This window comes from Legionella jamestowniensis (genome assembly GCF_001467745.1).
GTDB classification, from domain to species: domain Bacteria; phylum Pseudomonadota; class Gammaproteobacteria; order Legionellales; family Legionellaceae; genus Tatlockia; species Tatlockia jamestowniensis.
On record NZ_LNYG01000001.1, the window covers coordinates 13,803 to 38,489 of the forward strand.

Consider the following 24,687-nt stretch of genomic DNA (forward strand, 5'->3'; position numbering starts at 1 on the left):
CAACCACTTCACCTTCGCAATTTTTTCCGTTCGTAGAATTAAAAAATTCAAACCGCAAAGACGCGGCTAAGAATATCTTAATAATTAATGATTATACTGTTTGTATTGCTCATCATTGTGCCTTACTGCGCAAATTATGTTGCGGTTGGTTTTTTAATTGGAGTTCTCTATGTCAAAGCAATTGGTGAAACAAGTGCGGGAAGTGATTCTTGAAAATTTTAAAGCGCAACTGTTGGCACGCTGGCTTGGGGAAAAACGTGACGAGATAAATAAAAAGGTCAATGAAGAGACAACTTCGCGAGAAAAAGAACTAATAGCTAGAACTAAGAGCAATGGGTGTAACCTCCATTTGATGTCCAATTTTCCCTATAACACGGCACAATACAGAAACAGTTATGTCTATATCAGAAATAACTCTACTAAGGAACTGTATTATATTCAGCCTGATGGGGAGTATGAAAGAGCAAAAGTTGTCAATTTCAATTTATTTGAAGAAAAAATAAACGCCCTTAAAGATAAGGAGCAGACTAGATTACATCTTAGTGAGGAGCAAATTAATAAGGTTATAATATCAAATGGAGGACACACTCATTATAGCAAACATAACTTTAGCTCCCAGCTCCAAGTCTACACTTATGAAATTAGAGAAAAATTAGAGAATGAGTACAAGCAACAGTTTAACCATGCCATTTGGGAGGCTTTGCACGGATTAGAAGAGAAATTTGGTGCTGCTGTTGATGCTTTACAACCTGAAAAAGCCATTGAGCAATTTTTTGATAGACACCCCTGGGTACCAAGAAATTATCTAAACAAACAGTCCATTCCATACCAATTTCTTCATAGCTATCTTAATGAGAGATTGCTTGCTACATTGAGGTCACCTGCTTTGGCGTCCTTTGCAAGTGCTACGATGAAGCAGATTGAAAATAAAGAGTTTCAATGGCAGCAACATCCTTTTGTAGAAGAGTGGCTTTCTCATTACATAGAAGGCTACCCTCTTTCCGATGTGCAATCAATGTATATTGCGAATCCGCGCGTAGAATACTTGAATCATGCTTGCCTAGGACTAGCAAGTGCAAATGGTGAGCAGAAGTCTGCAAATGGTGAACAGAAGCTCAACAATCCTATCAGTCGAATCGATATTTTTCGTTACTTATACAATTATAATGCTTTGAGCATGCGAGCCAACGAAACAGCTGAAAGAATTGCCACCACAAGACATGCGCCGATGCATATTAGCGAATTGGAAAACTTAACGCCTTCCCAATGGAATTCTTTCAATAATTTGTTTATTAATATTGGCCATGAATATTCGCCTGTTTGGATTTTGTTATCTAAAACAGCTGGTGGATGGAAGGCTTATCTTCCTCCAGCTGAGATGAACATTGTTACAGCTAACCAAATAGCAAGTGAATTAACCTCTATCCCGGCCTTAAAAGGATTAACCTTCGCAAGTGTAAATTGTGAGGATAATCTTAAACTGAATGATGTTGAAAAATTAAATAATCTGGCTCAATGGCATGCCATTCTTTTAGGGAGGGTTTTCCCTGCCTGTGCCGAGATCCCCAATAAACCATTGGCGAGTTTTCGTGATAAAGTGCCTGTTCCTGTTTTGCATCAGCAGGTTCTTGAGCAGTGTATGTATGGTATTTATGTGGGTTATGATAATCCTGTAGAAAATGTTAAAAGAGCCGCAAGAAATCGCAAACCTTTTAGCAAATTAGAATGGCATGAACTTAATCCTCTAGTAGAAAAAAATACCTACTATTTACTGGATGATAATGATGCTCTGCGGTATGTCAACGCCTCCCATGTGCTTTCCGGTTTTGATCAAAAACAACTGAGTATTTCTGAGGATTTAAAAACCCTAACCCTTGATGACGCATCCTATAACCTTTCCACTTATCTTACCGAAGCGTTGGATATGGTTTATCACTACTCGATGACGCGTTTAGTGACGCCTGCTTTAAATTTAAGCTGGCTTCAGGAACAACTTTTTGATTACGATGTCAATCTGCGAACGGTTAAACCGCAAAGACATTTACAAAATTTTCGCCAAAGTTTTGGTTTTGCCCTGCAATGTGCGGCGCGTAACCGCTTTTTGGCTGAAGTGGGGCCTGATACATTAAGTAGAGCTGCCGAAGAGCCCGCCAATCGCAAGAAATTGTGGAGTGCGACTGGAAATGCTCTCGTTGATTTTTTTAAACAAAATGGTCAAACCATTGATCTTGATTTTATTAAAGAGATCCAAGAATTTAATGCCTCTTGGCGAAAGTCGCATTGTGACCATGAGGAAAGAGCTGCTATTTCCTCAACCGCTTGGGCATTTGTGCAATTTGCGCAAATGGGCAAGCGCGGCCTTGACGAATTATTTAATGTGTTTAACGCCTATTCGGGGGATCCGGATGAAATAGAACCATCCCCTAATTTGCCTTGTACCTTTGATTTAAATGGTTCTCTTGTCGATGAACCGCATGAGTACCTCGCTTATTTAGCTGCCCAAATCAAAAATTATCATCCGAGAGATGAGGGTTATTCACCTTTATTTAAATCATTGTCGCTTATTTTACCTGATAATTTGGATGACAAGACTTCACGTGCTTTACTAGAGCTTATTACTGTCTTGGATGCTCGTAAAAAACGCTTTCCGCAGGAGTTGGCAGAAGTTAACCTGTACAATTTAAGAAATCCTGATGCGAAAAAGCAAAGCAATCAACTCATTAATGGATTAACGGCCCAAGCAAAATATCAGGATCTTCAGATTCAGATTAATATTCCTGAATGGAACCGCGAGGCTTATAAAGAGGAAGAAACCTGTGCGTTAAAATCTTCTTATCGCGGCTTGCAAAATATAATTCTTAACAATCAGCGCGGTGTCAATCATGCCAAGTTGGCTGCTAATACCGCAAATATTTATGCTGCTGCAACTGACTCCCTCGATGCGGAGCTTATTCTTGATAATAAGTTAGCCCAGGAGCCACAACTATGGAAAGGTGAGGAAGTTCTTTATCCATTAACGGCGCAAACTCCGGGTATACAGCAACAATTGCAACAAGAGGTTGTACAAGAATTTCAAGTTGAAGAACAAGTCGAGGAAGAGCAAGAACAAGAGCAGGAACAAGAACAGCAGATTGTTCAGTTTTATGGTGATGAGCGCGAACTCATTACTCGCGATAATATTGACGAGCGATGCAAGCAAAATTGGGAAACACTTGCAGAAAACACCAAAGCGCTTTCTGGTTGGAAAAAGCAAGAGCTTAAGCAATTATTTTCTCTTTGGGTAGGTAGTGACTTAAACGCTTCGCAAGTTGTTGAAAAAATACATCCAAATGCTGTGCAAAAGATTATGGAGCACGCACCTCAGTTTCGTATGGGGGTAGCGAAAGATAATTTGCCACCGGGCTTCTACTTACAATATTCATTACAGAATCGTGGCTTAATTCTTAATTTTGATGAAAAACGCGAGAAAAAAGATTTAAGGGCATTAAAGCAGAAAAAACTAAAAGAGCGCAACCCTTTTACTGTGGAATTAGACAGTCCTAAAAAGCCTAATGAATTTCGTGGTGATTATCGACAGTTTGAACCACTTAGTCGAGGTAAAGAGGTTCATCAAACCCTATGGCAATACCTGACCCTGGAGGACAACGACAAACAACGGATCCTCAATGCCCAGAAAGTCATTGGTAATCAGTTTGAACATAGTCCAGAAACCGCTTCTGTCATCTTGCAACATTTTGATGTAACTGGTGAATTCAAAAGACCTGAAGACTATAACTCATGCTTGCAATATTTAGACAGATGGGCTCAAGGTTTAAAAACAAAAATTTCACCGCAACTAAGAGAGTTGCTTTTCAATAACCATTCAAGTGTCGTATTAACTGAAAAAAATCTTAAGGCTTTCGGACAAGTCTTTAACCATTGTGATGTGAATAATCGCTCGGTAAATGGCAGTGAACACTTCCTCTTTATTGCAGATCAAGTACTTACTACCTTCGGTCAAAACCATTTTGAAGTTTGGAAAAGACGCTTTTTAGATGTGTCAGAAAATTGGTCAGAGTTTTTAGAAAAATCAGAAGTTGATGCCCTCGCGTTGAGCATCGCGACCTTAAAGAATTTCCCAAGGCATCAGTCCCTTTGGTGGAAACTCGTTGATGCACATGGTTGCGCAACAGGCCACATGCGTTACGCGGACCTTTGGTATGCGTTCCAAAAGGTACTTTCTTATGCTGAAAACCGAGATTTGATTATTGATGAGGAGAGTCTGACTCGACTGCTTAAAGACTCTCCAGACTTTAATGGCAAGGTCTTTCTCGATCGTTTGTATCGGGTTTTACAAGATACAAAAAACCAACTCGACAGTAAACAAGTTCAGCAACATATTTTAAATCATCTGCACGAGATAGATTGGCGACATAATGGCTTTTATTATGCTGCCCGCTACCAACATTTCCCATATTGGGATCAACAATTACAGCTTTCCAATTTCTCACCCGCAACCGCTAACGCACAGCCAGGATATGCTGTGCGATGGGATGAAGATTTTAAACTTCTATCGCCGCTCACTCATGCGTTGCGTTTTGCTTCCCAACGCATGCAATTAAGCCAAAAAGATTTTGCAACATTGAAAAAAATCTTAGGTGATAATGTTTCGCAGCAAAGTAGTTTGTCGCTCCGATTATTAATTGCTGGGTTAGCGGTTGGTGTAGACAACCTCCAATCTTATGAAGGCAAGAAAGCGACTCCATTCGATGAAAGTGCCACTGGACTTGCCAGTTCGAAAGAGTATCAAACGAAAGATTTTAGCGAACTGGCTGAAACATTTGAGCAGTTGCCTTCAGAGTTCTTGGTGTGGATGAATGAGCAAGTGCAACTTGATGATGAGCTTATACCCGGGGCTTTACGAATGCGCTTTGCGGATGTACCTACCTTCGTGGAAGGGGTCTATAGAGTTAATGCGGATGTAGCCATTCGAAAAAGCGACCATGGCTTAAAGATTATCAATGCTGCTGGTCGTGCGCTGCAATGTTTTGAAAAATGGGAAGATAAACAATCAGCGTTTGAGCATTTACTTGTCCATGCTCTCAAATTTGATTTTAATAGCTCCTTATTTAATAGCTATCCTTGGTTGATTGAGCAGTTAGATCCTGAATTGAAGGACCCCATGCAGGAGGCTAGAGCACTTGCTTTGAAGGAGAAGGGGGGCAATTCAGAAGACGCATTAAAACAGCTCCGTATATTTGAGAAGCAGTTACAATCCATTAATTTTGCGAGTACGAATTACTTACCTGGCACTCGAGAATTGTCAGACCTAATGGCTGACATCGCGAAATCGATAAATCCAGCCCAAACCCGAAGAGAAGTGGTTTCTTCTTTGTTAAAGAAACAATGCGCTATTACGTTTCAGGATGCTCCATTCCGATCTCTTGAGCAAAAAGAAATTGAAAAAGCTATTACCTTTATGGATGAACATTTGAAACCTGGTTTCAAACTACAAAATTTAGAGTTATGCCGTACGTTGTTTAGACAATATGTGGCTGTTAAGGCAGAAGCAGGTTCTGAGCAACAAATTGAAAGATTTTTAACTGTGTTAGCAAGACTTGATAATAAAGCTCATTTTGATGAGTTGGGACAAGTCTTAGGGGCTCTTCTTTTCAAAGCCAAACAGAATGGACAAAAGCGGTATTCCATTCCGCAGCTTACAAGCTGGTTGCAAGTCTTAATGGATGAAAAAGTTTATGACCTACATCATTATCCTATCAATTTATTGAAAGTTCTTCTGGATAATGAACTGGCAAAAGATTCAAGTTTATTGAATGACGATTTAAATAAGTTGAAAGAAAAAGATGCTGTTGCATCACAAATCCTAATTAAGGGGTTAGTTGAAGAGACATTGCCCAATCAATATAAACCCGTTTTGGCAAAGCTCATTTTAGAGGACGTAAATAATTCTGATTTTGTAAAAGAAGCTCAAGCCATATTAGGGTGTTTGCATGAAGCGAAGGGTGGTAGCGAATGGATGAATGCCCTAGTTGGTTTAATAGAAAAAGTACCAGGCCGTAATCTCACGCAACGACGCGATATGGTTAGAGGTTTGGCCCAAGAAGCGAAAGATGCATTCGAAATAAGCAATCCCAGTGAAAACATGCTAAGTCTGTGGCAGCGAACTCAGATTAAGTTAATTAATTTACTGGTGGATAAGACTATCCAACCCGATGATTTCGAGCGTCACTTCCCATGTGCAAATCCCACACAGGCCTATATCAAAGTTATCTTGACTCAAGCCTTGGGCGATTGGCAGAAAGAACGACATATGCTTGCTGATGTTAGGGAAAGGTTGAAAACTTTACCGGTACAACAATTAAGGATCCTTGCAGACTATTATAGCTCTGAGCCGTTACCAACTCTTACGCAATTGAATGAATTATTGGCAAAGCCCGAATTGAAGGACGCCAATAGCCTTATCCATCATTTTGAAACCGTCGAACAAGGTTTGAACGATAAGGGCGAGCCAAAACGTCACTATAGTATTACCGAAGACGATCGCCGCGGTTTGATGCGGGTATTAGCTGGGTTTAAACGCAAGGGCGCGCGCTATCTCGAAGATGTTGAGCAAAAAGAACTGATTAATTTGTTGTATTACACCAATAATTACAGTCAAGCAGCACGTCTCCATGAATTGCCCCTCAATACTTTAACCAGGACACTGGACTATGCGCTTGATGAGCTCAAAGCAGCCAGCAATGACATGGATAAACACCAGGCTTCGGCTCGGGTTCTTGCTTGTATGAGGGAAGTGCTGCTGCGTAAATCCGGGAAATGGGCTAACCATACCCAAATGCTTGCGCTGCTATACGCTGCCCTGTATAACGACGAAAGTTTGCTTCACCAGGTACGTACTGGTCAGGGCAAAAGTATTATTACTGTGATGCGTTCCTCCTATTTGGCCCTTAATGATTATGTCGTGGATGTATTTAGCTCCAAAGATAGTTTATCCAAACGTGACCATGAGGAATTTGCCCCGGTGTTGGATGCTATGGGTATCCAACATGCCTATATTACAGAAAATTCACCGGCACGTAACTATAAAACGCGCTCCAGGCCTGGCGTTGGCGCTATCAATTACGCCACGATTGGAAACTTTAGCCTGTTCCATTCTGGACACATTTGGGGCGGAAAAGATGCCATTGAACTGGATCCAAAACGTCGTGCAGCTTGGCTTGATGAAGCAGATTATATTTTAAGATTCGAACAAACGCAGTTTAACTATTCCGATAATACCGATAGTGATCCAATTTATAATATGGATGAATGGGTCTATCGAGTTACTTATGATTGGTATCTTGAAAACCGTCATACATTTAAGCAAATTGAATCAACCGGTGTCCTGGCGGTTTCAAGACAAGAACATCTTCAATCCCTGTGCAAGTACTTGCAGGAACGTCTTTCTTATAGTCCAAAGCAATCGCATTTCTTTGAAAGACATATTATTCCTGCGCTCAGCGGTAATGAAGAAGCGCTTAAAAAGCGTGATCAGCAATTGAAGCAATTATTGACCGCGGCACATGTCGCTTCCAATTTAACGGTGGATACGGATTTCTGTATACGGCCAGACAATAAAGCAGTCGTCGGTGGTTTAAATATCGACACGAGAGCTGCGAAAGTGGTTATCGGCAACCAAGTCCGTTTGGGTTCAACTTATAGTGATTTAGTGCAACAATTTTTGCACGTTAGATTGAACAAAGAAGCTATTGCAAAAGGTCAAACCTCTGATTTTTTCGTGGATCCCAATACTCAAATTGCTTTATCGCAAAATGTGCCTTACCTGTTGAGAAAATATTACAGCAAACTGGAAGGTTGTACTGGTACTGCAGGCAACAATGCTGCGCTTCGATTCTACAGAGAGGAGTTTGGTATTGAGCACATTTCCAAATTGCCAACGCATGAAGAAATTCGCACGACTTACTTGCCGATGATTTTCTGTGATTCAGAAGAAGAGCAGGTTAAAACCATTGCTGCTCACATGATTGAACACCAGGATCAACCGCTGTTACATGCTTGTAAGGATGATCCTGCGGTTAAGCGATTGAGCAGGAAAATTGGAAAAGAACTTGAAGTTAGGGGTTATCCGCTCGATCAATTCCTGGTGGATACCAATGACAGCGGTAAACAGGAAAGTGAGGTGTTGCCTTTAGCGGGTCGAATTGGTGCGGTTAGTAACAGCTCTCGTTTAGGACGGGGTACGGATATCAAGCCGCAGTCACCAAAAGGCTTAGGGGTAATACGTAGTTATCCTGCTGATCCTGATGTCGAAAAACAGGAGCGCGGTCGCCAGGGTCGAAATGGGGCGCAAGGATTTTGTGTGGATGTTATTAATTTCAGAGCCATCCAAAAGGAATTTGCCACTTACATGAAATCAGCCCATGCTCCGCGACTTAATGCCATTTATGAGGAGCAAGCACTTCATCTTTCACACAAATTACAAAAACATAAACATAACTTGTCTCAAAAATGGGCTTGGTTGGAAAACGATGAGGCAACACAAAGAAAATACATCGTTACGCGTTCTGTGGTTCAGTTGAATCATGAACTTAAAAAAGAACGCGAGCAATTTCTGCGTCGTAAAGAATACTTGATCGCCACTTTGTCAGGCGAAGTCATGGACGTCTTGCATAAAGCAATAAAAGTCGGTGATCAACGCACTCACATGCGCTTAAGAACCGCTTGGCTTGAGCACCGCAAGCTAATTGAAGATGCCTGGAATGGCCGACTTACAGGCAAAGCAGGGGATAGTGAAGAAGTTTATACCGAATTTTTCAAAAAAGCCGATGCTATATGGCATAAATTGTGTGTTCTTTCTCCCCAGCTGGATAAATTCTGTTTAGTCACCTTAGCGACAAACACGGCCGATCTGAATGAAGGTTACAAGGGAGTTATGGTTTACTTGAAAGAGCAAACCCAGATTTGGAAGGACAAATTAGTTCGCAAGCAACTTAAAGCAGATGATTTATCCGCACTAACCAGCTTGAAGAAGAAACTAAAGGTGTTGGCTTTAGAATGGCATCCTGACAAACTTGCTTCTTCTAATAAAACCCCTGAGGAAAAAGACGAGATAGGCCCTGAAATCTTCAAACAGATTTCTGAACTCATGGAAATCAGGGAGGACTGCGAGCATGCCCTGAGCGGAAAGACAGAAGAAACTGTACTTTCAAATGAGGAGGCAATTCACTCCAACACTGATGTGCATGCAAAACACGAAGTCTCCGAAATGGCCCTGGTGAAGTACGTACCCGTATATCGACATGTTCCCAGTAACCAAAAAAGAGATATGGCGGCGGTTGTTGAGTTTTATCAAGAGTGGATAAAAAGAGCAGAAGATCTTTATTTCCGTCCCGATATGGAACCGCAAAGAAGAAATGAACTTCTTGCCAAAGTTTATGGCGGGAATGAAATATTCTTAGGTCTATTATATAAAGAATTGAAATCTGCAAGCAGCCATCAAGAAAAAGGCAAGTTTCCTGTTGAAGTGCAAGACCGAAGAAGGCAACAGTTATTTTCTTTCTTAACGGATTGCGTAAAACAATATCCAGCGGTATTTAACGTTTCTTGTGCGGCATTGGCAGAGGTGTTGCAAACTTATAACAAGCATGGAGATGAAGCACAAGATGTGGCATTTTTTGCTGGTTTAAAAGCATTTTTTGCTCAGAACTGGCTTAACAGCAAGCTTCCATCACAGCTAGACGGTGAGACAATTCGCAAAAACAGCCTTTTGCTGAGTTTGACGATGAAAATTAACCATACTGCTTTTGTCAGCGAGCACGATGCTTCAAAAACATTCATCAAAAATTTTAACGAGATTATACATAGAGAGTTCTGGGATGCTTTCCCTAGGCTTCCTGAACTTGAAGCACTCTTTACTTCTAATTCAAACGTGACTCGATTGTTGGTTAGTCACACGAATAAAAATGATCTTGGTTACTTAATTCATCTCATCAATGAAAATCATAAAAACGAATATATGTACTCTGAGAAAGAGGTGGAACAAGCAAATATTCGAATTAGTAGATTAGTAAGTTACCTGGAAAAACATGCTGATGTGTTGATGGAGTTTCCTGGTCAATTAAGGCCATTGTTTGCCATCATCCTAGCCGATAATGGTTTTGATCCACAACATGATTATTTACCTGAGCCAGGTATTTTAAGAAACTTACCTGCGGAACTTAGAAATAGTTTTTGGCACTTTTTATCTGAACGTTTGCCCCTTAATCAAGAGGCCTGTGATGCGTTGATTGAGAATTTGTCCAGTCAGGAAATGAATAAAACATTTGTGAAGCAAGTGCTGAAACCGCTCTTTGCTTTACCGCCTTATGTGCCGTTGGCGTATATTAACAACGCTTTACGCTTTAAACCTGGACGTTATCAATTTGACGATTGCCAGAAAACCCTGGAACAAATACAAGAGGCGGCCCTGGTTTTTAATCGCTATCTGGTGGAGAAGGGGATAATTAAGTCCGCGGATGCGTTTGTAACACCGGCTCAACCCGAAAAATTGATTACCTGGACAGAATTATTTTGCTCAATGTCGCCTGAAAAAGCCAAAGAGTTTTTCTTGGCGGTTAAAGGTAGTAATTTGGCGGATGAGCATGTGATTTCTCTCCTTAAACAATACAGCAAGGGGGTAATCAACCTTACTCAGCTAACCACGGTTTTAGAAACTGTTCAAATGATTGAACGCATTAAACCGCAAAAAGATAAATACGAGTTTTTATTCGAGAAATATAAAGGTTATGCGGCTTCAGACAATTTTAAGGAAATAGAGAATCTTAAAACGTTTGCAACCATTCTTGTTAAAAAAGCAGCAGGTGATTTGTCGAAAGCAGCTATCAAGGTATTGTGGAACAGCTGGGTGCAAGGAAATGACCAGGCTAAAGTGAAAGAATCACTCAAGCTCATCAATGCTTTTAGGGATTTCGACATCCGTTATCCAACCATTAACCTATTGGATGATTATCTAAAAACGCCGCAGGCTACGCGTAAACATGAATTCTACAGGGATTTTCTGGAGGTGATGAATTCTGAGAAGCACCAGGGATTACCAGCAAAAACGGTCGATGCTTTATATCAGGCTTATTTCAAAACGCAGATCATCAGGAACAAGCAACATCTAAGTGAAGCGCTTACTGTTATCCATGAAGCCGATGCTCGCCTGGTTAAGAAAAAAGAATGGAGTGTTATTTTTGGTCGTGTAACAGGTCCTGGGCAACCGGTTCGGCAAAAAATTATGCAGTTACTTCATCACAACATTTTGAACCTGGGAGAGGGATTTGCAAAAAAATGTTATGACCATTACCAATCCTTGGCGACTAAAATAGTGTCTCGAATTCCAGAAGATCTAGGAAATAATCGTGAAGGAAGAGCATTACTTCAAAAATGTTACAAAGAGTTGAGTCATTTTGCCAGAGAGTTGGTTGAAGTTGCCAAAGCGCCTTTTGTTGAGCAGGTGAAAGATGCACATGAAGTGAATGCAGTGGATATTCAAGCTAAACATAAAGCCTATTTCGAGAAACAGCAGAAAAAATATGCCGGCTTCTGGTGGACCAATGCTCTTCGCAAAGAGCAATCCGATGTTTTATTTGATTCCTTGGATAGAAAACCCTTCTACGAAACCAAGGAAAATTACTATATACGAACTTTAAATACCATTTGGGAAACACAAAAAGATATTTTACTGAGAGATAGGGATACTCAGTACAACAAGAAGGGTTATAGCCGTCTTTATGATATCACTGTGCAGATGTTTTTACAGGTGGCCAAGGATCTTCTAGAAGATAGAGATGTTTCTTTGCAATTGAAATCGCGTCTAAATGGTATTTTACAAGAGCAAACCAGCTATCATCTAACAACGCTTTACGAGCGTTTGCCTGAAAAAAGTGTCCTAAAAAGGCAGATGGAGCCTATTTGGGAGGCGGCTCAGCAACAAGAAGACCCTTGGTCTCCTGGTTCAGTTGAACTTAGTGAAATAGCCAATGTTCTCAAAACAAATAAAACCTATGTGCCTAAGCAACTTAAATACTTGGTTGATAATTTGGAATGTTTAATCCAACTTCCTGACAGTGCCAGTTTGAGGCTTGATTCTTCCAATGGATTAGGCTCAAATGTAGTTTAAATTCTTCACCTAAAGCTTGTGACCTATCAAGCGTTAAGATTCCAGGTTACAAGCTTTAACAATATGCTCATCCATAAATAAACGGTTTTGTAGATTTTAATAAAATACTTAAACTATTCTTAGTCTGCTCTTTCAGGGTTGACGCATCGTAATTATTGAACCGCCATCTAAATGACAGAAGAAAAAAATCGTGACATTATTAGGGATGTAAGGATATAGCAGAATTCATTATCAGTTGTTATCCACAGATCGCTAATTGGATGCTCACTGAAACAAACTAACGATGGTTTGTACTGCCGGCACTAGTATTTGTACAAGGAACAATCAATGTTGATTGAAATTATCTTAGTATTGTTTTTGATCGCTTTATTAATGCTCTTAGGACATCGTTTCTATTACTCTCGATGGATTTGGTTATTGCCAGGGATCCCATTTTTTTTATTTATTTACTTTATTCAGTGTATTCCGCAAATAATGCATGGTGGACTAATTAGCCAAACTTTAAATTGGTTTCCCTACATTGGAGTATCCCTATCACTTTATATGGATGGTTTAGGTTTGTTGTTTGCATTGCTAATTACCGGCGTAGGGACACTAATTGTCATTTACAGTATCGCTTATCTAGAAAAACATGTTTATCTGTCTCGATACTTCTGCTATTTATTTTTATTTATGGCTGCAATGCTTGGTATTGTCTTGTCTGATAATTTAGTTACCCTTTTTGTCTGTTGGGAAATTACAAGCATCAGTTCGTATTTGTTGATTGGATTCAATCATAAAAAAGAATCCGCAAGAGAAGCTGCATTAAACGCACTGCTAATTACTAGTGCAGGTGCTTTGTTTTTATTGGTTGGGTTTATATTTATAGGGATTGCGACACAAACTTATTCTATTTCAGAACTTTTAAAACTGGGGCATGCATTCACAGAAAATCCCTGGTATACCATTATTTTAGTATTGATTTTAATAGGGGCATTCACTAAATCAGCCCAGTTTCCATTTCATTTTTGGCTACCTAATGCAATGGAAGCCCCTACACCCATCAGTGCTTATTTGCATTCGGCAACAATGGTGCAGGTGGGGATTTATCTTTTAGCTCGGTTTCATTCGATTATGGCCGGCAGCCATCTCTGGTTTATTTCTCTGACGACAGTTGGAGCAATTACTATGATAGTCGGTGTATTTCTTGCGTTTAGACAAACTGATATGAAGCTTATGCTCGCTTATACCACAGTCACAGCACTAGGCTCACTGGTTTTTTTATTAGGCTCGGATCAAGATGTTGTTATCAAAGCGGCTGTTGCTTTCCTTATCTCCCACGCGCTTTATAAAGCAACATTATTTATGGTGATAGGTGATATTGAACATCAAGCGGGAACACGTTTGATTACTAAAGTTAATGGATTGCGCCGCGCCATGCCTATGACGTTTATGGCGACACTGGTCGCAGGTGCTTCAATGGCGGGACTTCCTCCTTTACTCGGTTTTTATGTAAAAGAGTTGGTTTACGAGGCAAATTTAGCAGCACCTATAGCAGCTTACATTCTTACAACAATGGTTGTTTTCGCTAATATGATGGTTGCGGCATTAGCATTTATTTTGGTGATTAAACCATTTTTTGGGAAACAAAGACCCAAAAATGTGTTAGAGGCGAATAAAAAAATGTCTATGAATGCTTTTTTACTTGCATTGTTTACATTATTGATTAGCATCGTACCGTTTACTATTGATCGCGTCATACTAGCTCCAGCGGTAAGTGCTATTCTAGGTCATCCGGTCACGTTAGTATTAACGTTATGGCATGGATTCACACCTTCGCTTGCGTTAAGCCTGATTACCTTATTGGGTGCTGTTATACTGTATTTAAAACGCGTTCAGGTCAAAGGCTTATTAAATTTATTCAAATTATTTTTTAAATATGGGCCAACCTATGCCTGGCAGAAACTGATTAAAATTATATTGGTTATTGCTGATTGGCAAACAGCAATTTTACAATCAGGAAAACAACGGTTTTACCTTCTTATAGTATTTTTTACTATTGCTTTATGTCTTGCTGTGACCAGTGTGACCCAGCAAGCTATACAAATTAAACCTATTATTCCCTCAATTTCGATACTCGATTTATTTCTATTTTTTTGGATAAGTGCATCCGCTATTTTTACCGTTTTAGTAAAAACTTATTTAAGAGGGTTAATTTTTTTAGGTATGTTTGGGCTAGGAATTGCATTATTGTTTTTAGTGAATGCAGCACCTGATGTGGCAATGACACAAGTATTAGTTGAAACATTAATTGTTATTATTGTTGTGCTTAATTTATACCGACAACCCACCTTGCCTAAAATAGTAGCTGAAAAAAGAAAGTGGCAAATGGTTAACATGGCTATCGCGATTACCATAGGAGCTGTAATCACATTATTACTTCTTACAGTAACTCATCAACCTTTTAATCCTGACATTGGAAATTATTTTATAGACAATAGTATGCCGCTTGCATATGGACGGAATGTGGTCAATGTTATTCTAGTAGATTTTCGTGCGTTAGATACATTAGGAGAAACTATCGTTATCGCAGTAGCTGCGATAGGTATTTATGGGATGTTAAAAATACATAAGGAAAGTAAAAAATGATGAATTCTCTTATTCTTAAGACAGCCGCAAATTTTTTACTATTGATTACGCTATGTTTTTCGGTTTGGGTACTGTTTCGAGGCCATAATTCGCCTGGGGGTGGATTCATTGGGGGACTCCTTAGCGCAAGTGGATTTTCATTATACCTACTCGCTCATGGATCTACCGCCCTAAGAAAACTCGTTAAAATAAATTTTAAATTATTACTCTCATGCGGTTTGTTATTTTCTCTCTGTAGTGGGTTGATTTCTGTCTTACAAAAGAAAGTATTTTTGACAGGAGTTTGGATAGAGATAGATTCCTTTAAATTAGGTTCCCCTATTTTATTTGATGTAGGTATTTATTTAATAGTATTAAGCAGTGTATTGATTATCGTCCAATCTTTAGCAGCGGAATCAATATGACGGATATGATTTGTTGGCTTATCGGTATTCTGGTTAGCATTAGTATCTATCTCATATTAAGCCGACAAATTATGCGTTGGTTATTTGGAATTGTCATCTTAAGTTCGACCATTAATTTAGTTATTTTTGTTGCTGGACGTTTATACTCCTCACGGCCGTCATTTATTTCACAAGAGAATCCAGCCCCGAATGAAGCATTAGCGAACCCATTACCCCAAGCGCTTATTTTAACTGCAATTGTCATAGGTTTTGGCTTGCTTGCATTTTCACTTATTCTGGTTAGAAAGCTGTGGCGTACATTTTCTACCACTGATAGTGATGTAATGGGCTATCCTGAAACCCATCCTCTCGAAGAAATGGAGAAAGAAGCATGAAATGGCTTTCTCTTCTACCATTATTAGTGTGTTTTTTTATTGCTATTCTAACTTTCTTGACTTGGTATCACTTAAAGTTACAAAAAATTTTACATTTCATAGGTGCCATTATTTTACTAATTAGTACGAGTATACTTTTTTATTTTGTACAACGTGACAACATAGTAGTTGTTCAAATAGGCGGTTATCCAGCACCTTTTGGAATTAGTTTTGTTATCGATAGACTCAGTGCCATCATGCTATTGATTACTGGAACCATTGCTCTTTGCACCTCTATTTATGCGATGGATGACATTCATCAGGAGTACCAAAAAAAAGGGTTTTTCCCAGTTTACTGGATATTGCTAATGGGTATATGCGGTGCTTTTTCAACAGGGGATTTATTTAATCTATACGTTTGGTTTGAAGTTATCTTGATTGCTTCTTTTGTTTTATTAGCCTTAGACAACCGTAAGATACAATTAGATGGGACGATGAAATATGTTAGCCTGAACCTTGTTGCCACCATCATAATGTTATTAGCGATTGGCATACTTTATGGAATGGTTGGCACCCTTAATTTGGCAGATTTAGCAGTAAAACTTAAAATCTATCCCTTAACAGGAACAGTAACCTCAGTGGTACTATTGTTGGCAATTGCCTATTCTATTAAAGCGGCCTTATTCCCTTTGTTTTTTTGGTTACCTGCTTCATATCATACAGCGAATGTGACAGCATCCGCTATCTTTGCTGGCATGTTAACAAAAGTAGGCGTATATGCACTAATACGATTAACAACATTAATTCTTCCTCATAGCCATTTGATTCTAAAGTTATTACTATTTTCAGCAGGATTTACAATGTTGACAGGTGTTTTAGGTGCGGTATCACAATATCATTTCCGTCGCCTTTTATCGTTTCACATTATCAGTCAAATCGGTTATACAGTGATGGGATTGGCAATTTATACGCCATTTGCGCTGGCAAGTGCCATTTTTTTTATGGCACATAACATGGTTGCAAAAACAAATCTCTTTTTAGTGGGGGGCATTTGCGGCAAGTTGGGACAATCAGCCGATATACGGAGGCTAGGCAATTGTTATCGACAATATCCCTATGTTGCGATTTGCTTCTTTATTTCAGCTTTTTCATTGGCTGGTATTCCTCCTTTATCTGGTTTTTGGGGAAAATTTCTCTTAGTAAAATCAGCATTCATCACTGAACATTATTACATTGCGGGTATTTCATTGTTCGCTAGTTTATTGACTTTGTATTCTATGACAAAAATTTGGAATCAGGTATTTTGGAAAGACATCCCTGATAAAGAAGCAGCTGCAGAGGTTCCCATTAGCAATATCAAATTAGTTTTTTATTTATCTCCTATTGTTATCCTGGCAGTTATTACCTTCCTCATTGGCATTTTTCCACAAGTATTTTTTGAAATCTTGCTTAAAACTGCTGAACAATTGTTTCATCCAGAAAACTACATTCATGCTGTCTTAGGAGATAAAATGAGATGAAGATTCTATTGATGAAGCTTTTTCTTATTATTCGATTTTTATTGGTTTTTATACGGGAAATATTGCTCGCCAACCTTCGTGTGGCTTATGATGTGATTACACCTCACTCGCATTCAAGGCCTGGTGTCATTGCAATCCCCCTCAGTTGTAGAAACAATATTGAAATTACTTTATTTTCCATCATTGTTTCCCTTACACCAGGAACACTCGCTTTAGATATTTCACCTGATAAACGTCATTTATATATTCACGCGATGTTTATTAAGGATAAAAAAAAATTAATAAGCAGAATAAAGAATAATTTTGAGAAACCCTTGTTAAGGATATTGGCATGAACATTCATCTATTGGATTTTTTTTATTATTGTTCCCTGGCTTTAATTATGCTGTCTGTTGTTTTCTGTTTTATCCGTATGGTCATTGGGCCTATTTTATCAGATCGCGTTGTTGCATTGGATCTGACTGCTAATTTATTAATTTCATTCATTGCTGTTTACAGTGTTATTACCAATCAACCGGTGTATATTGATGTGGTTATTGCGCTGGCTTTAATTGTTTTTCTTACAACAGTTGCATTTGCCAATCTTATTGCATGGAAATCAACAAAGAGAATTAAAAATAAATCAGGAGGATTGCAATGAGTATGTGGATTAGTGTCATTTGCATGTTAATGGGCTCAATATTCATATTAATTGCTGCAATTGGCCTATTACGCATGCCTGATCTTCTCATGCGAATGCATGCTGCAACAAAAGCGGGCACCTTGGGTGCGGGATTGGTATTAATTTCTGTTATTTTTCATTTCCAAAGATGGAGTGTTACTATTGAGTCTATATTGACCATTTTTTTTATTTTTATTACTGCACCTATTGCATCGCATTTATTGGCAAGAGCTTCCTATCTTCGGGGGCTTAAACTCGCCAAATCAACAATTATTGATGAGCTAAAGGATAAACTGTTGTGATCGAAAATTATTGGTGATTGCTACTATTAGCGCTTATGGGGCATTGTTTCCTAACCAGTTTAATCAGTTCAAGGGGTGACTGAGCTATCCGGCAGCTTTATTGATTTGTAAAATGCGTGAAGATGTTATAAATACTATAATTTTAGCAATATCGACGGACATTTAGCCTTTCATAGGAGATTGTAGAAGCTTGTCTTTAGGATTTCTCACCTGCATCAAGCTATCATAAAGCCTATCTGGGGTGTGAAAGGGGACTTAAAACGTAAAAGCAGGGGGCGACTGCAATTCAAACACTGTTTAAGATTGCCCTTTTCTTTCAAGGAGGAGAAGTAATGCATCGATTTCATAATATTTTATTCGTTAGCCATGGCGTGAATGAGGAAACAGAAGCTTTACAGCTGGCTATAAAATTAGCTCATGAAAACCAGGCGCAATTTCACATTTTAATTTCTTGTCCTCCTTTCCCTGACACTCTTAGCGAATATAAAACCATTTATGAACAATCTTTGATTGACAAGATAAATAAATTTATCCAACTGGCAAAGTCAAATCTTGGTTTTTCTAAAAAGGATGTCCCTATTCATGTTGAAGTGGATAGTGGAGATACACCTGGTGTCAGGATTATCCGCCATGTCCTTAAGAATTCCCATGATCTTCTTATTAAAGAAGCTGAAACATCAGAGAGTATGAAAGGCTTTAAAGCACTGGACATGGAGCTATTGCGCAAATGCCCTTGTGCTTTGTTTTTACATCGTCCCCTTAAGAATAGCCTCCAAGATATTCGAGTTGCAGTGGCTATTGATCCAAAAGATGAAGAGCCGGCCGCACACGATTTGTCGCTTCGCCTATTGCAAGTATCTCATTCATTAAATGTCCTTTATCAGGGCAATCTACACATTGTTTCCTGCTGGGAATTCGCATTGGAAAATTACTTGCGTGATAAGGTTTGGTTAAGAGTTTCTAATGCTGAGATCGATAAAATGGTCATGGAAGAAAAACAGTCTCATGAAACCTTATTAAGGAAGCTGATTAAACAGTCTCAAATTCCTCGGGAATACCAAATAGAGCATTTAAAAGGACAGCCCGAAGATGTTATCCCTACGACCATAGATCATAAAAATATCGATATTTTGGTAATGGGAACAGTCGCACGTACTGGTATAGCTGGATTTATTATTGGTAATACAGCAGAAAACATTTTACAGAAAATTGATTGTTCATTACTGGCATTAAAACCACCAGGTTTTGTATCTCCAGTAAACGCGTATTAATCAGGAAAAAACATGGAGAAACTCCAAAATAACCGAACAGCAGAACCTTATTGGCATGAGCAATCAGTAGAAACAGTTTTGGTGAGTTTAAATACCACAGAATCCGGTCTAAGTGAGGATGAGTTTCTTAACAGATTGGAACATTATGGACTCAATCGTTTGCAAGAGCCTAAAAAGAAAAGTATTTTTTTTCGTTTCTTACTGCAGTTTGATAATATTCTCATCTATGTGTTATTAATAGCAGCTCTAATTACTTTACTGTTACAGCATTGGATAGATACTGCCGTTATTTTGGCAGTTGTTTTTATTAATGCCCTGATAGGATTTATCCAGGAAGGAAAAGCTGAAAAAGCACTGGATGCGATTCGGAAGATGTTATCTCCTACTGCCACAGTAGTGCGGGATGGACAACGACGTCGTGTTGCCGGTGAGGAACTTGTACCAGGTGATATTGTCATTTTAGAAGCAGGGAATAAGGTACCTGCCGATTTACGTTTAGTAAAATCTCATGGACTCACTATTCAGGAGGCCATCTTAACGGGCGAATCCATTCCTATTGAAAAAGCTATTCATCCTGTCCCTAGTGATACCGTATTAGGTGATCGGAGCTGCATAGCCTTTAGTGGAACCTTGGTAACCAATGGTCAGGGTAAAGGTGTTGTTGTCGCTACAGGATCATCCACCCAAATTGGACATATTAGTGGGCTATTGTCAAAGGTAAAGTCCTTAACCACTCCACTGGTCACACAAATGGAACTGTTTGCAAAATGGCTTAGTTTGTTCATTTTACTAATTGCCGCACTTCTTCTTGTTTATGGTTATTTTGTCCAGCATCACCCCTTTGATGAATTATTTATGGTAGTGGTTGGTTTATCCGTTGCCGCAATCCCTGCAGGCCTACCCGCAGTCCTTTCAATCACGTTAGCAATTGGTGTGCAGGCTATGGCACGACGACATACAATTGTACGACGTCTCCCCGCGATTGAAACATTGGGCTCAGTATCGGTTATTTGTACCGATAAAACCGGAACCCTGACGCTTAACGAAATGATAGTATCTTCTGTTTTAACCTATAATCACCTATTTATTTTGGATGGCATTGGTTATGAACCTAAAGGAACGATTTTTTTAAACGAACAAGCTATTGATAGCAATGAATATCCTTTACTTAAGGAACTAGCACGTGCTGCACTGCTTTGTAATGACGCCTCACTTCATGAACAAGAAGCTAGCTGGACTGTAGATGGTGATCCTATGGAAGGTGCCTTACTGGCATTTGCTGGTAAAGTAGGGCTTCTTTTACAAGAAGAAAAAGTTTCCTGGGTACGTACCGATATGATTCCTTTTGATGCTCGACATCGTTTCATGGCTACTCTAAATCATGACCATTCCAAGCATGCGATGATCTTTGTTAAAGGTGCTCCTGAGCAAATTTTAAAAATGTGTCAAAATCAACAAACCCATGGGAATGAAGTACAACCTTTAAATGTGCTTTATTGGAAGGAGCAAATGGAGCAAGTAGCAGCAAAAGGGCAGCGAGTATTAGCTTTTGCAGTAAAAAAAATACTACCAGAACATACTGTTTTGGAATTCACCGATGTTGAGGACAGTTTGACTCTCCTTGGGATGGTGGGGTTAATTGATCCCCCAAGATCTGAGGCTATAGGGGCGGTTGCACAATGTCACACCGCAGGTATTGAGGTTAAAATGATTACTGGTGATCATGCCAGTACAGCAATTGCCATTGGTCGTCAGATAGGCCTTAAAAATGTGGATAAAGTATTGACCGGTAGTGATTTGGATAACATGGATGATGCCATACTCAGAAATGCGGCATTGGAAACAAATATTTTTGCCCGCACCAGCCCAGAGCATAAGCTAAGGCTTGTCATGGCATTACAATCGCATGGTATGACTGTGGCCATGACTGGTGATGGAGTAAACGATGCTCCTGCATTAAAACGGGCGGATGCAGGAATTGCTATGGGGAAAAATGGCAGTGAAGTTGCTAAAGAAGCAGCGGAATTTGTACTGTTGGATGATAATTTTGCTTCTATTGTGGCAGCTGTTCGGGAAGGCCGTACGGTTTATGATAACCTTAAAAAGGTAATCGGCTGGACTTTACCTACGAATGCGGGAGAAGCGATGACCATTGTTTTAGCATTGCTGTTAGGACTCAGTTTACCGGTCACACCAATTCAGATTCTATGGGTTAATTTAATTACCGCGGTCACTTTAGGGATTGCCCTGGCTTTTGAACCTACAGAAGAAGGCACCATGCATCGTCCACCGCGTCCTCGAGACGAACCATTGTTAACAGGTAGTTTAGTGTGGCATATTATTTTAGTTTCCATTCTCTTTATCTGTGGGGTCTTTGGTCTCTATTTTTATGCACTGGAGCGTGGTTACTCGCTTGAACTGGCACGAACAATCGCATTGAATACCTTGGTTGTTCTTGAAATTTTTCATCTGTTTTATATTCGCAATATGTATTGGACGTCACTTACATGGCAAGCAGTCCAAGGAACCAAAGTAGTTTGGGTAGCAATTATCGTAATCACTGTAGCACAGTTCGCAATTACCTATTTACCTCCTTTGCAAACACTTTTTGTTACTGAAAGCATCTCCTTTTGGGATGGGGTGCTTATTGTGGGAACCGGAGCTGTATTTTTTGCTGTGATTGAAATTGAAAAACAACTCCGCTTAAGGGTAAGTGCGATGAGCCTTATTCGTACAGCGGAACGTACTCACTATGATGATAGAGTCTTATGATGGATTGGTCATTACTACATGCTTTCCCATTTTATGAGCTGACTTCGCTTCTTATGATGGCTACCATTGTAGGCTTTGTTTGTTTACTGCTTCGACAACCCATGATTGTGGGATTTATTGTAGTAGGCATCCTTGCAGGTCCTGCCTTTTTAGGGATTGTGCAGTCTCATGAACACATTGAATTATTGGCTGAATTAGGAATTGCGGTATTACTTTTTCTTGTTGGCCTAAAGTTGGATCTCCATTTAATAAAAACATTAGGATTAGTCTCTTTGGCTACAGGTCTAGGGCAAGTTCTGTTTACTTCCCTGCTTGGTTTTTTTATTGCAAAAGGCCTCGGCATGGATACAGTAGCTGCACTCTATGTGTCTGTTGCGCTTACATTTTCCAGTACCATTATTATTGTCAAGCTGCTTTCAGATAAACGTGAAGTAGACTCTCTTCATGGCCGTATTGCGATAGGATTTCTCATAGTTCAAGATCTGGTCGTTGTTCTAGCCATGATAACGCTGTCTACCTTTGGCATTGGTAGTCAAGAAAACGGCGTTGGCTTTTCAACACATCTTGTGATGGTCTTTTTATACGGTATAATGCTTTTAACCTTTGTAGGCCTGTTTATCCGTTATTTGGCCAATCCTTTAGTTAATCGTATAGCTCATTCGCCGGAATTATTGATTATTTTTGCCATAGCCTTTGCGGCACTCATGGCTACTTTAGGTAATTATTTTGGCTTTAGCAAAGAATTGGGCGGGCTGATTGCAGGTATCTCATTGGCGTCAACGCCAATAAGAGACACTATTGCCGCAAAACTTTCTTCGGTGCGTGACTTCTTACTACTTTTTTTCTTTATAGCCTTGGGCTCGCAGTTGAGTTTAAATCAACTTGGGGCTCAGATAACTCCGGCAATTATATTCTCTTTGTTTGTCCTCATTGGAAACCCGCTGATCGTATTAGCAATTATGGGCGCAATGGGTTATCGCAAGCGCACGGGCTTTTTAGCGGGATTAACTGTCGCTCAGATCAGTGAGTTCTCCTTAGTATTTATGGCGATGGGTGTAACATTAGACCATGTGTCAACGGATTCTTTAGGACTAGTCACGCTTGTTGGTTTGATTACCATTGCTCTTTCAGTGTACATGATTACGTATTCACAAACTCTTTATCGTTGGTTGGAGCCCGCTCTTTCTTTTTTTGAACGTAAAATTCCCTATCGAGAAAAGGTAGAGATGCATCCATCAATCAATAAGCAAAACTATGACATCATTATTTTTGGCTTAGGGCGTTTTGGTAAAGCGATCGCAAAATTATTAATTGAGAAAAAATTAAATGTGTTGACAGTTGATTTTAATCCTAATGAAGTAAGTGAATGGGAACTACAAGGATATCATGCAATCTATGGTGATGCCTGTGATATGGAGTTTGTCGCTTCGTTGCCTTTAAATCAAGTAAAATGGATTATTTGCACGATTCCACAACATTTGCTTGGGGTGACCCATCAAGATCCAAGAATAACTTTAACCGAAACATTAAAACAAGCCAAAGTTTCTAGTCGTATCGCAGTAACTACCCAGCATACTTCTGAAATAGAAGTATTAAAAACTCTAGGCGTTGATATCGTTTTGCAGCCATTTTATGATGCGGCGACTAGAGCGGTTGAAATAATCCTGGATACATCAGGAAGCGATTCAATAAAAACCGACAAGTTGAATTTTTTTTAACGATTATGAAGATTAAACTTTGGAGGAATTGCAAGCATGTCCACAGAACTAAGATGGAGAATTCGTTTAGCAACACTTCCTATTAGTAAATAATGCAGTTTCGATTTACCCTGTGTACCAAAGGCCAACAAATCAGCTTTCCATTTGGAGGCTTGTTTAACAATAGCATCAGCATAATAATCGCCAATAATTTTTTTCTCAAACTTGCGTTTATCAACCTGACACTGGTCGAGAAAGTCATCCAGTTTTTCAAAAATAGTCTTTATTTTTGGATGTTGGGTATCTAGAAATTTTTCATCAAAGTCAGTTGGATTCAAGAATTGTCGATAATAAATATCAACGATGTGTAACAACTGAAAATTGGCTTCAGGAAAACAATTAAAAGTAAACCGTACTGTCTCTTTGCTTGCGTTTGAAAGATCCGTTGCTATTAGTATCCGTTCATAAGCAAAATGAGGTTCTTTTTTTATTAATAATACGGGAACACAACTTTGTCTTATGATTGAGCCAGAAGTCGTACCTAAAACGTAATCATTTATGTAGTAATTGCCATGCGCACCAACAATAATTAAGTCACAAGATTTTTCATCGGCATATCTTACAACCTCATCAGCAGCCCTACCCAATACCACAGAAACGCCGACAGATAGTTTATGATGGTTATTTTTTAACTGTTTTAAAATTTTTTCTTCAATTTCTTTCTTTTCGGAAAAATGGTTTAATTGTAGTTCCATCTCTGAAGATTGTGCGATACTACCTAATGGGGGTGTTAAAATATGGAGAAAGTGAATTGTAGCTTGATTTATCTTTGCTAAACTAATTGTTCGTTGTAAAGCCCAGTCGGCATGTTTTGAGAAATCACTAGCAATCAATATATTAAGTAATGTCATCTGAC

The 24,687-nt window shown here is 39.2% G+C and carries 12 protein-coding genes; 11 read left to right on the top strand and 1 reads right to left on the bottom strand.

Going from position 1 to position 24,687, the window contains the following annotated elements; genetic code table 11:
* Positions 1 to 169: 169 nt before the first annotated feature.
* From Ljam_RS00070 to Ljam_RS00120, 11 genes are all read left to right on the top strand, one after another.
* The gene (locus Ljam_RS00070; RefSeq protein WP_058448103.1) at positions 170 to 12,163 is read left to right on the top strand and encodes a hypothetical protein; all 11,994 of its coding nucleotides are present in this window, start codon (positions 170 to 172) and stop codon (positions 12,161 to 12,163) included.
* A 327-nt stretch (positions 12,164 to 12,490) separates the two neighbouring features.
* Complete coding sequence (locus Ljam_RS00075; RefSeq protein WP_058448104.1) at positions 12,491 to 14,791, top strand: putative monovalent cation/H+ antiporter subunit A; 2,301 nt, start codon at positions 12,491 to 12,493, stop codon at positions 14,789 to 14,791.
* Positions 14,788 to 15,195, top strand: a complete 408-nt coding sequence (locus Ljam_RS00080; protein ID WP_238583661.1) for a Na+/H+ antiporter subunit B — start codon at positions 14,788 to 14,790, stop codon at positions 15,193 to 15,195. Before Ljam_RS00075 ends, Ljam_RS00080 begins: the two co-directional genes overlap by 4 nt.
* Positions 15,192 to 15,569 (top strand): NADH-quinone oxidoreductase subunit K, encoded by a 378-nt coding sequence (locus tag Ljam_RS00085; RefSeq protein ID WP_058448105.1) that lies wholly within the window; start codon positions 15,192 to 15,194, stop codon positions 15,567 to 15,569. The genes Ljam_RS00080 and Ljam_RS00085 overlap by 4 nt, the downstream gene beginning before the upstream one ends.
* A complete protein-coding gene (locus tag Ljam_RS00090) occupies positions 15,566 to 17,068 on the top strand; it encodes a proton-conducting transporter transmembrane domain-containing protein (RefSeq protein WP_058448106.1) in 1,503 nt (500 codons plus the stop codon). The genes Ljam_RS00085 and Ljam_RS00090 overlap by 4 nt, the downstream gene beginning before the upstream one ends.
* Positions 17,065 to 17,403 carry a Na+/H+ antiporter subunit E gene (locus Ljam_RS00095; protein WP_058448107.1) on the top strand — a complete coding sequence of 113 codons (339 nt, stop codon included), beginning with the start codon at positions 17,065 to 17,067 and terminating at the stop codon, positions 17,401 to 17,403. Before Ljam_RS00090 ends, Ljam_RS00095 begins: the two co-directional genes overlap by 4 nt.
* Entirely contained in the window at positions 17,400 to 17,708 is a 309-nt protein-coding gene (locus Ljam_RS00100; RefSeq protein WP_058448108.1) for a monovalent cation/H+ antiporter complex subunit F, read from the top strand. The genes Ljam_RS00095 and Ljam_RS00100 overlap by 4 nt, the downstream gene beginning before the upstream one ends.
* Positions 17,705 to 18,031, top strand: a complete 327-nt coding sequence (mnhG, locus tag Ljam_RS00105; protein ID WP_058448109.1) for a monovalent cation/H(+) antiporter subunit G — start codon at positions 17,705 to 17,707, stop codon at positions 18,029 to 18,031. Before Ljam_RS00100 ends, mnhG begins: the two co-directional genes overlap by 4 nt.
* A 332-nt stretch (positions 18,032 to 18,363) precedes the next feature.
* Positions 18,364 to 19,302: a universal stress protein gene (locus Ljam_RS00110; RefSeq protein WP_058448110.1), complete on the top strand. Its 939-nt coding sequence runs from the start codon at positions 18,364 to 18,366 to the stop codon at positions 19,300 to 19,302.
* A 12-nt stretch (positions 19,303 to 19,314) separates the two neighbouring features.
* Positions 19,315 to 22,074 (top strand): cation-transporting P-type ATPase, encoded by a 2,760-nt coding sequence (locus tag Ljam_RS00115; RefSeq protein WP_058448111.1) that lies wholly within the window; start codon positions 19,315 to 19,317, stop codon positions 22,072 to 22,074.
* Positions 22,071 to 23,792 (top strand): cation:proton antiporter, encoded by a 1,722-nt coding sequence (locus Ljam_RS00120; RefSeq protein ID WP_058448112.1) that lies wholly within the window; start codon positions 22,071 to 22,073, stop codon positions 23,790 to 23,792. Before Ljam_RS00115 ends, Ljam_RS00120 begins: the two co-directional genes overlap by 4 nt.
* Here Ljam_RS00120 and Ljam_RS00125 read toward each other — a convergent pair.
* Entirely contained in the window at positions 23,789 to 24,682 is an 894-nt protein-coding gene (locus tag Ljam_RS00125) for a universal stress protein (RefSeq protein WP_058448113.1), read from the bottom strand. The two genes, Ljam_RS00120 and Ljam_RS00125, sit on opposite strands and share 4 nt — an antisense overlap.
* Positions 24,683 to 24,687: the final 5 nt, after the last annotated feature.

Excerpts from the sequence above, each read along its gene's own strand:
- Ljam_RS00070 (WP_058448103.1), top strand. The coding sequence starts at position 170 with ATGTCAAAGCAATTGGTGAAACAAGTGCGGGAAGTGATTCTTGAAAAT.
- Ljam_RS00075 (WP_058448104.1), top strand. The coding sequence starts at position 12,491 with ATGTTGATTGAAATTATCTTAGTATTGTTTTTGATCGCTTTATTAATG.
- Ljam_RS00080 (WP_238583661.1), top strand. The coding sequence starts at position 14,788 with ATGATGAATTCTCTTATTCTTAAGACAGCCGCAAATTTTTTACTATTG.
- Ljam_RS00085 (WP_058448105.1), top strand. The coding sequence starts at position 15,192 with ATGACGGATATGATTTGTTGGCTTATCGGTATTCTGGTTAGCATTAGT.
- Ljam_RS00090 (WP_058448106.1), top strand. The coding sequence starts at position 15,566 with ATGAAATGGCTTTCTCTTCTACCATTATTAGTGTGTTTTTTTATTGCT.
- Ljam_RS00095 (WP_058448107.1), top strand. The coding sequence starts at position 17,065 with ATGAAGATTCTATTGATGAAGCTTTTTCTTATTATTCGATTTTTATTG.
- Ljam_RS00100 (WP_058448108.1), top strand. The coding sequence starts at position 17,400 with ATGAACATTCATCTATTGGATTTTTTTTATTATTGTTCCCTGGCTTTA.
- mnhG (WP_058448109.1), top strand. The coding sequence starts at position 17,705 with ATGAGTATGTGGATTAGTGTCATTTGCATGTTAATGGGCTCAATATTC.
- Ljam_RS00110 (WP_058448110.1), top strand. The coding sequence starts at position 18,364 with ATGCATCGATTTCATAATATTTTATTCGTTAGCCATGGCGTGAATGAG.
- Ljam_RS00115 (WP_058448111.1), top strand. The coding sequence starts at position 19,315 with ATGGAGAAACTCCAAAATAACCGAACAGCAGAACCTTATTGGCATGAG.
- Ljam_RS00120 (WP_058448112.1), top strand. The coding sequence starts at position 22,071 with ATGATGGATTGGTCATTACTACATGCTTTCCCATTTTATGAGCTGACT.
- Ljam_RS00125 (WP_058448113.1), bottom strand. The coding sequence starts at position 24,682 with ATGACATTACTTAATATATTGATTGCTAGTGATTTCTCAAAACATGCC.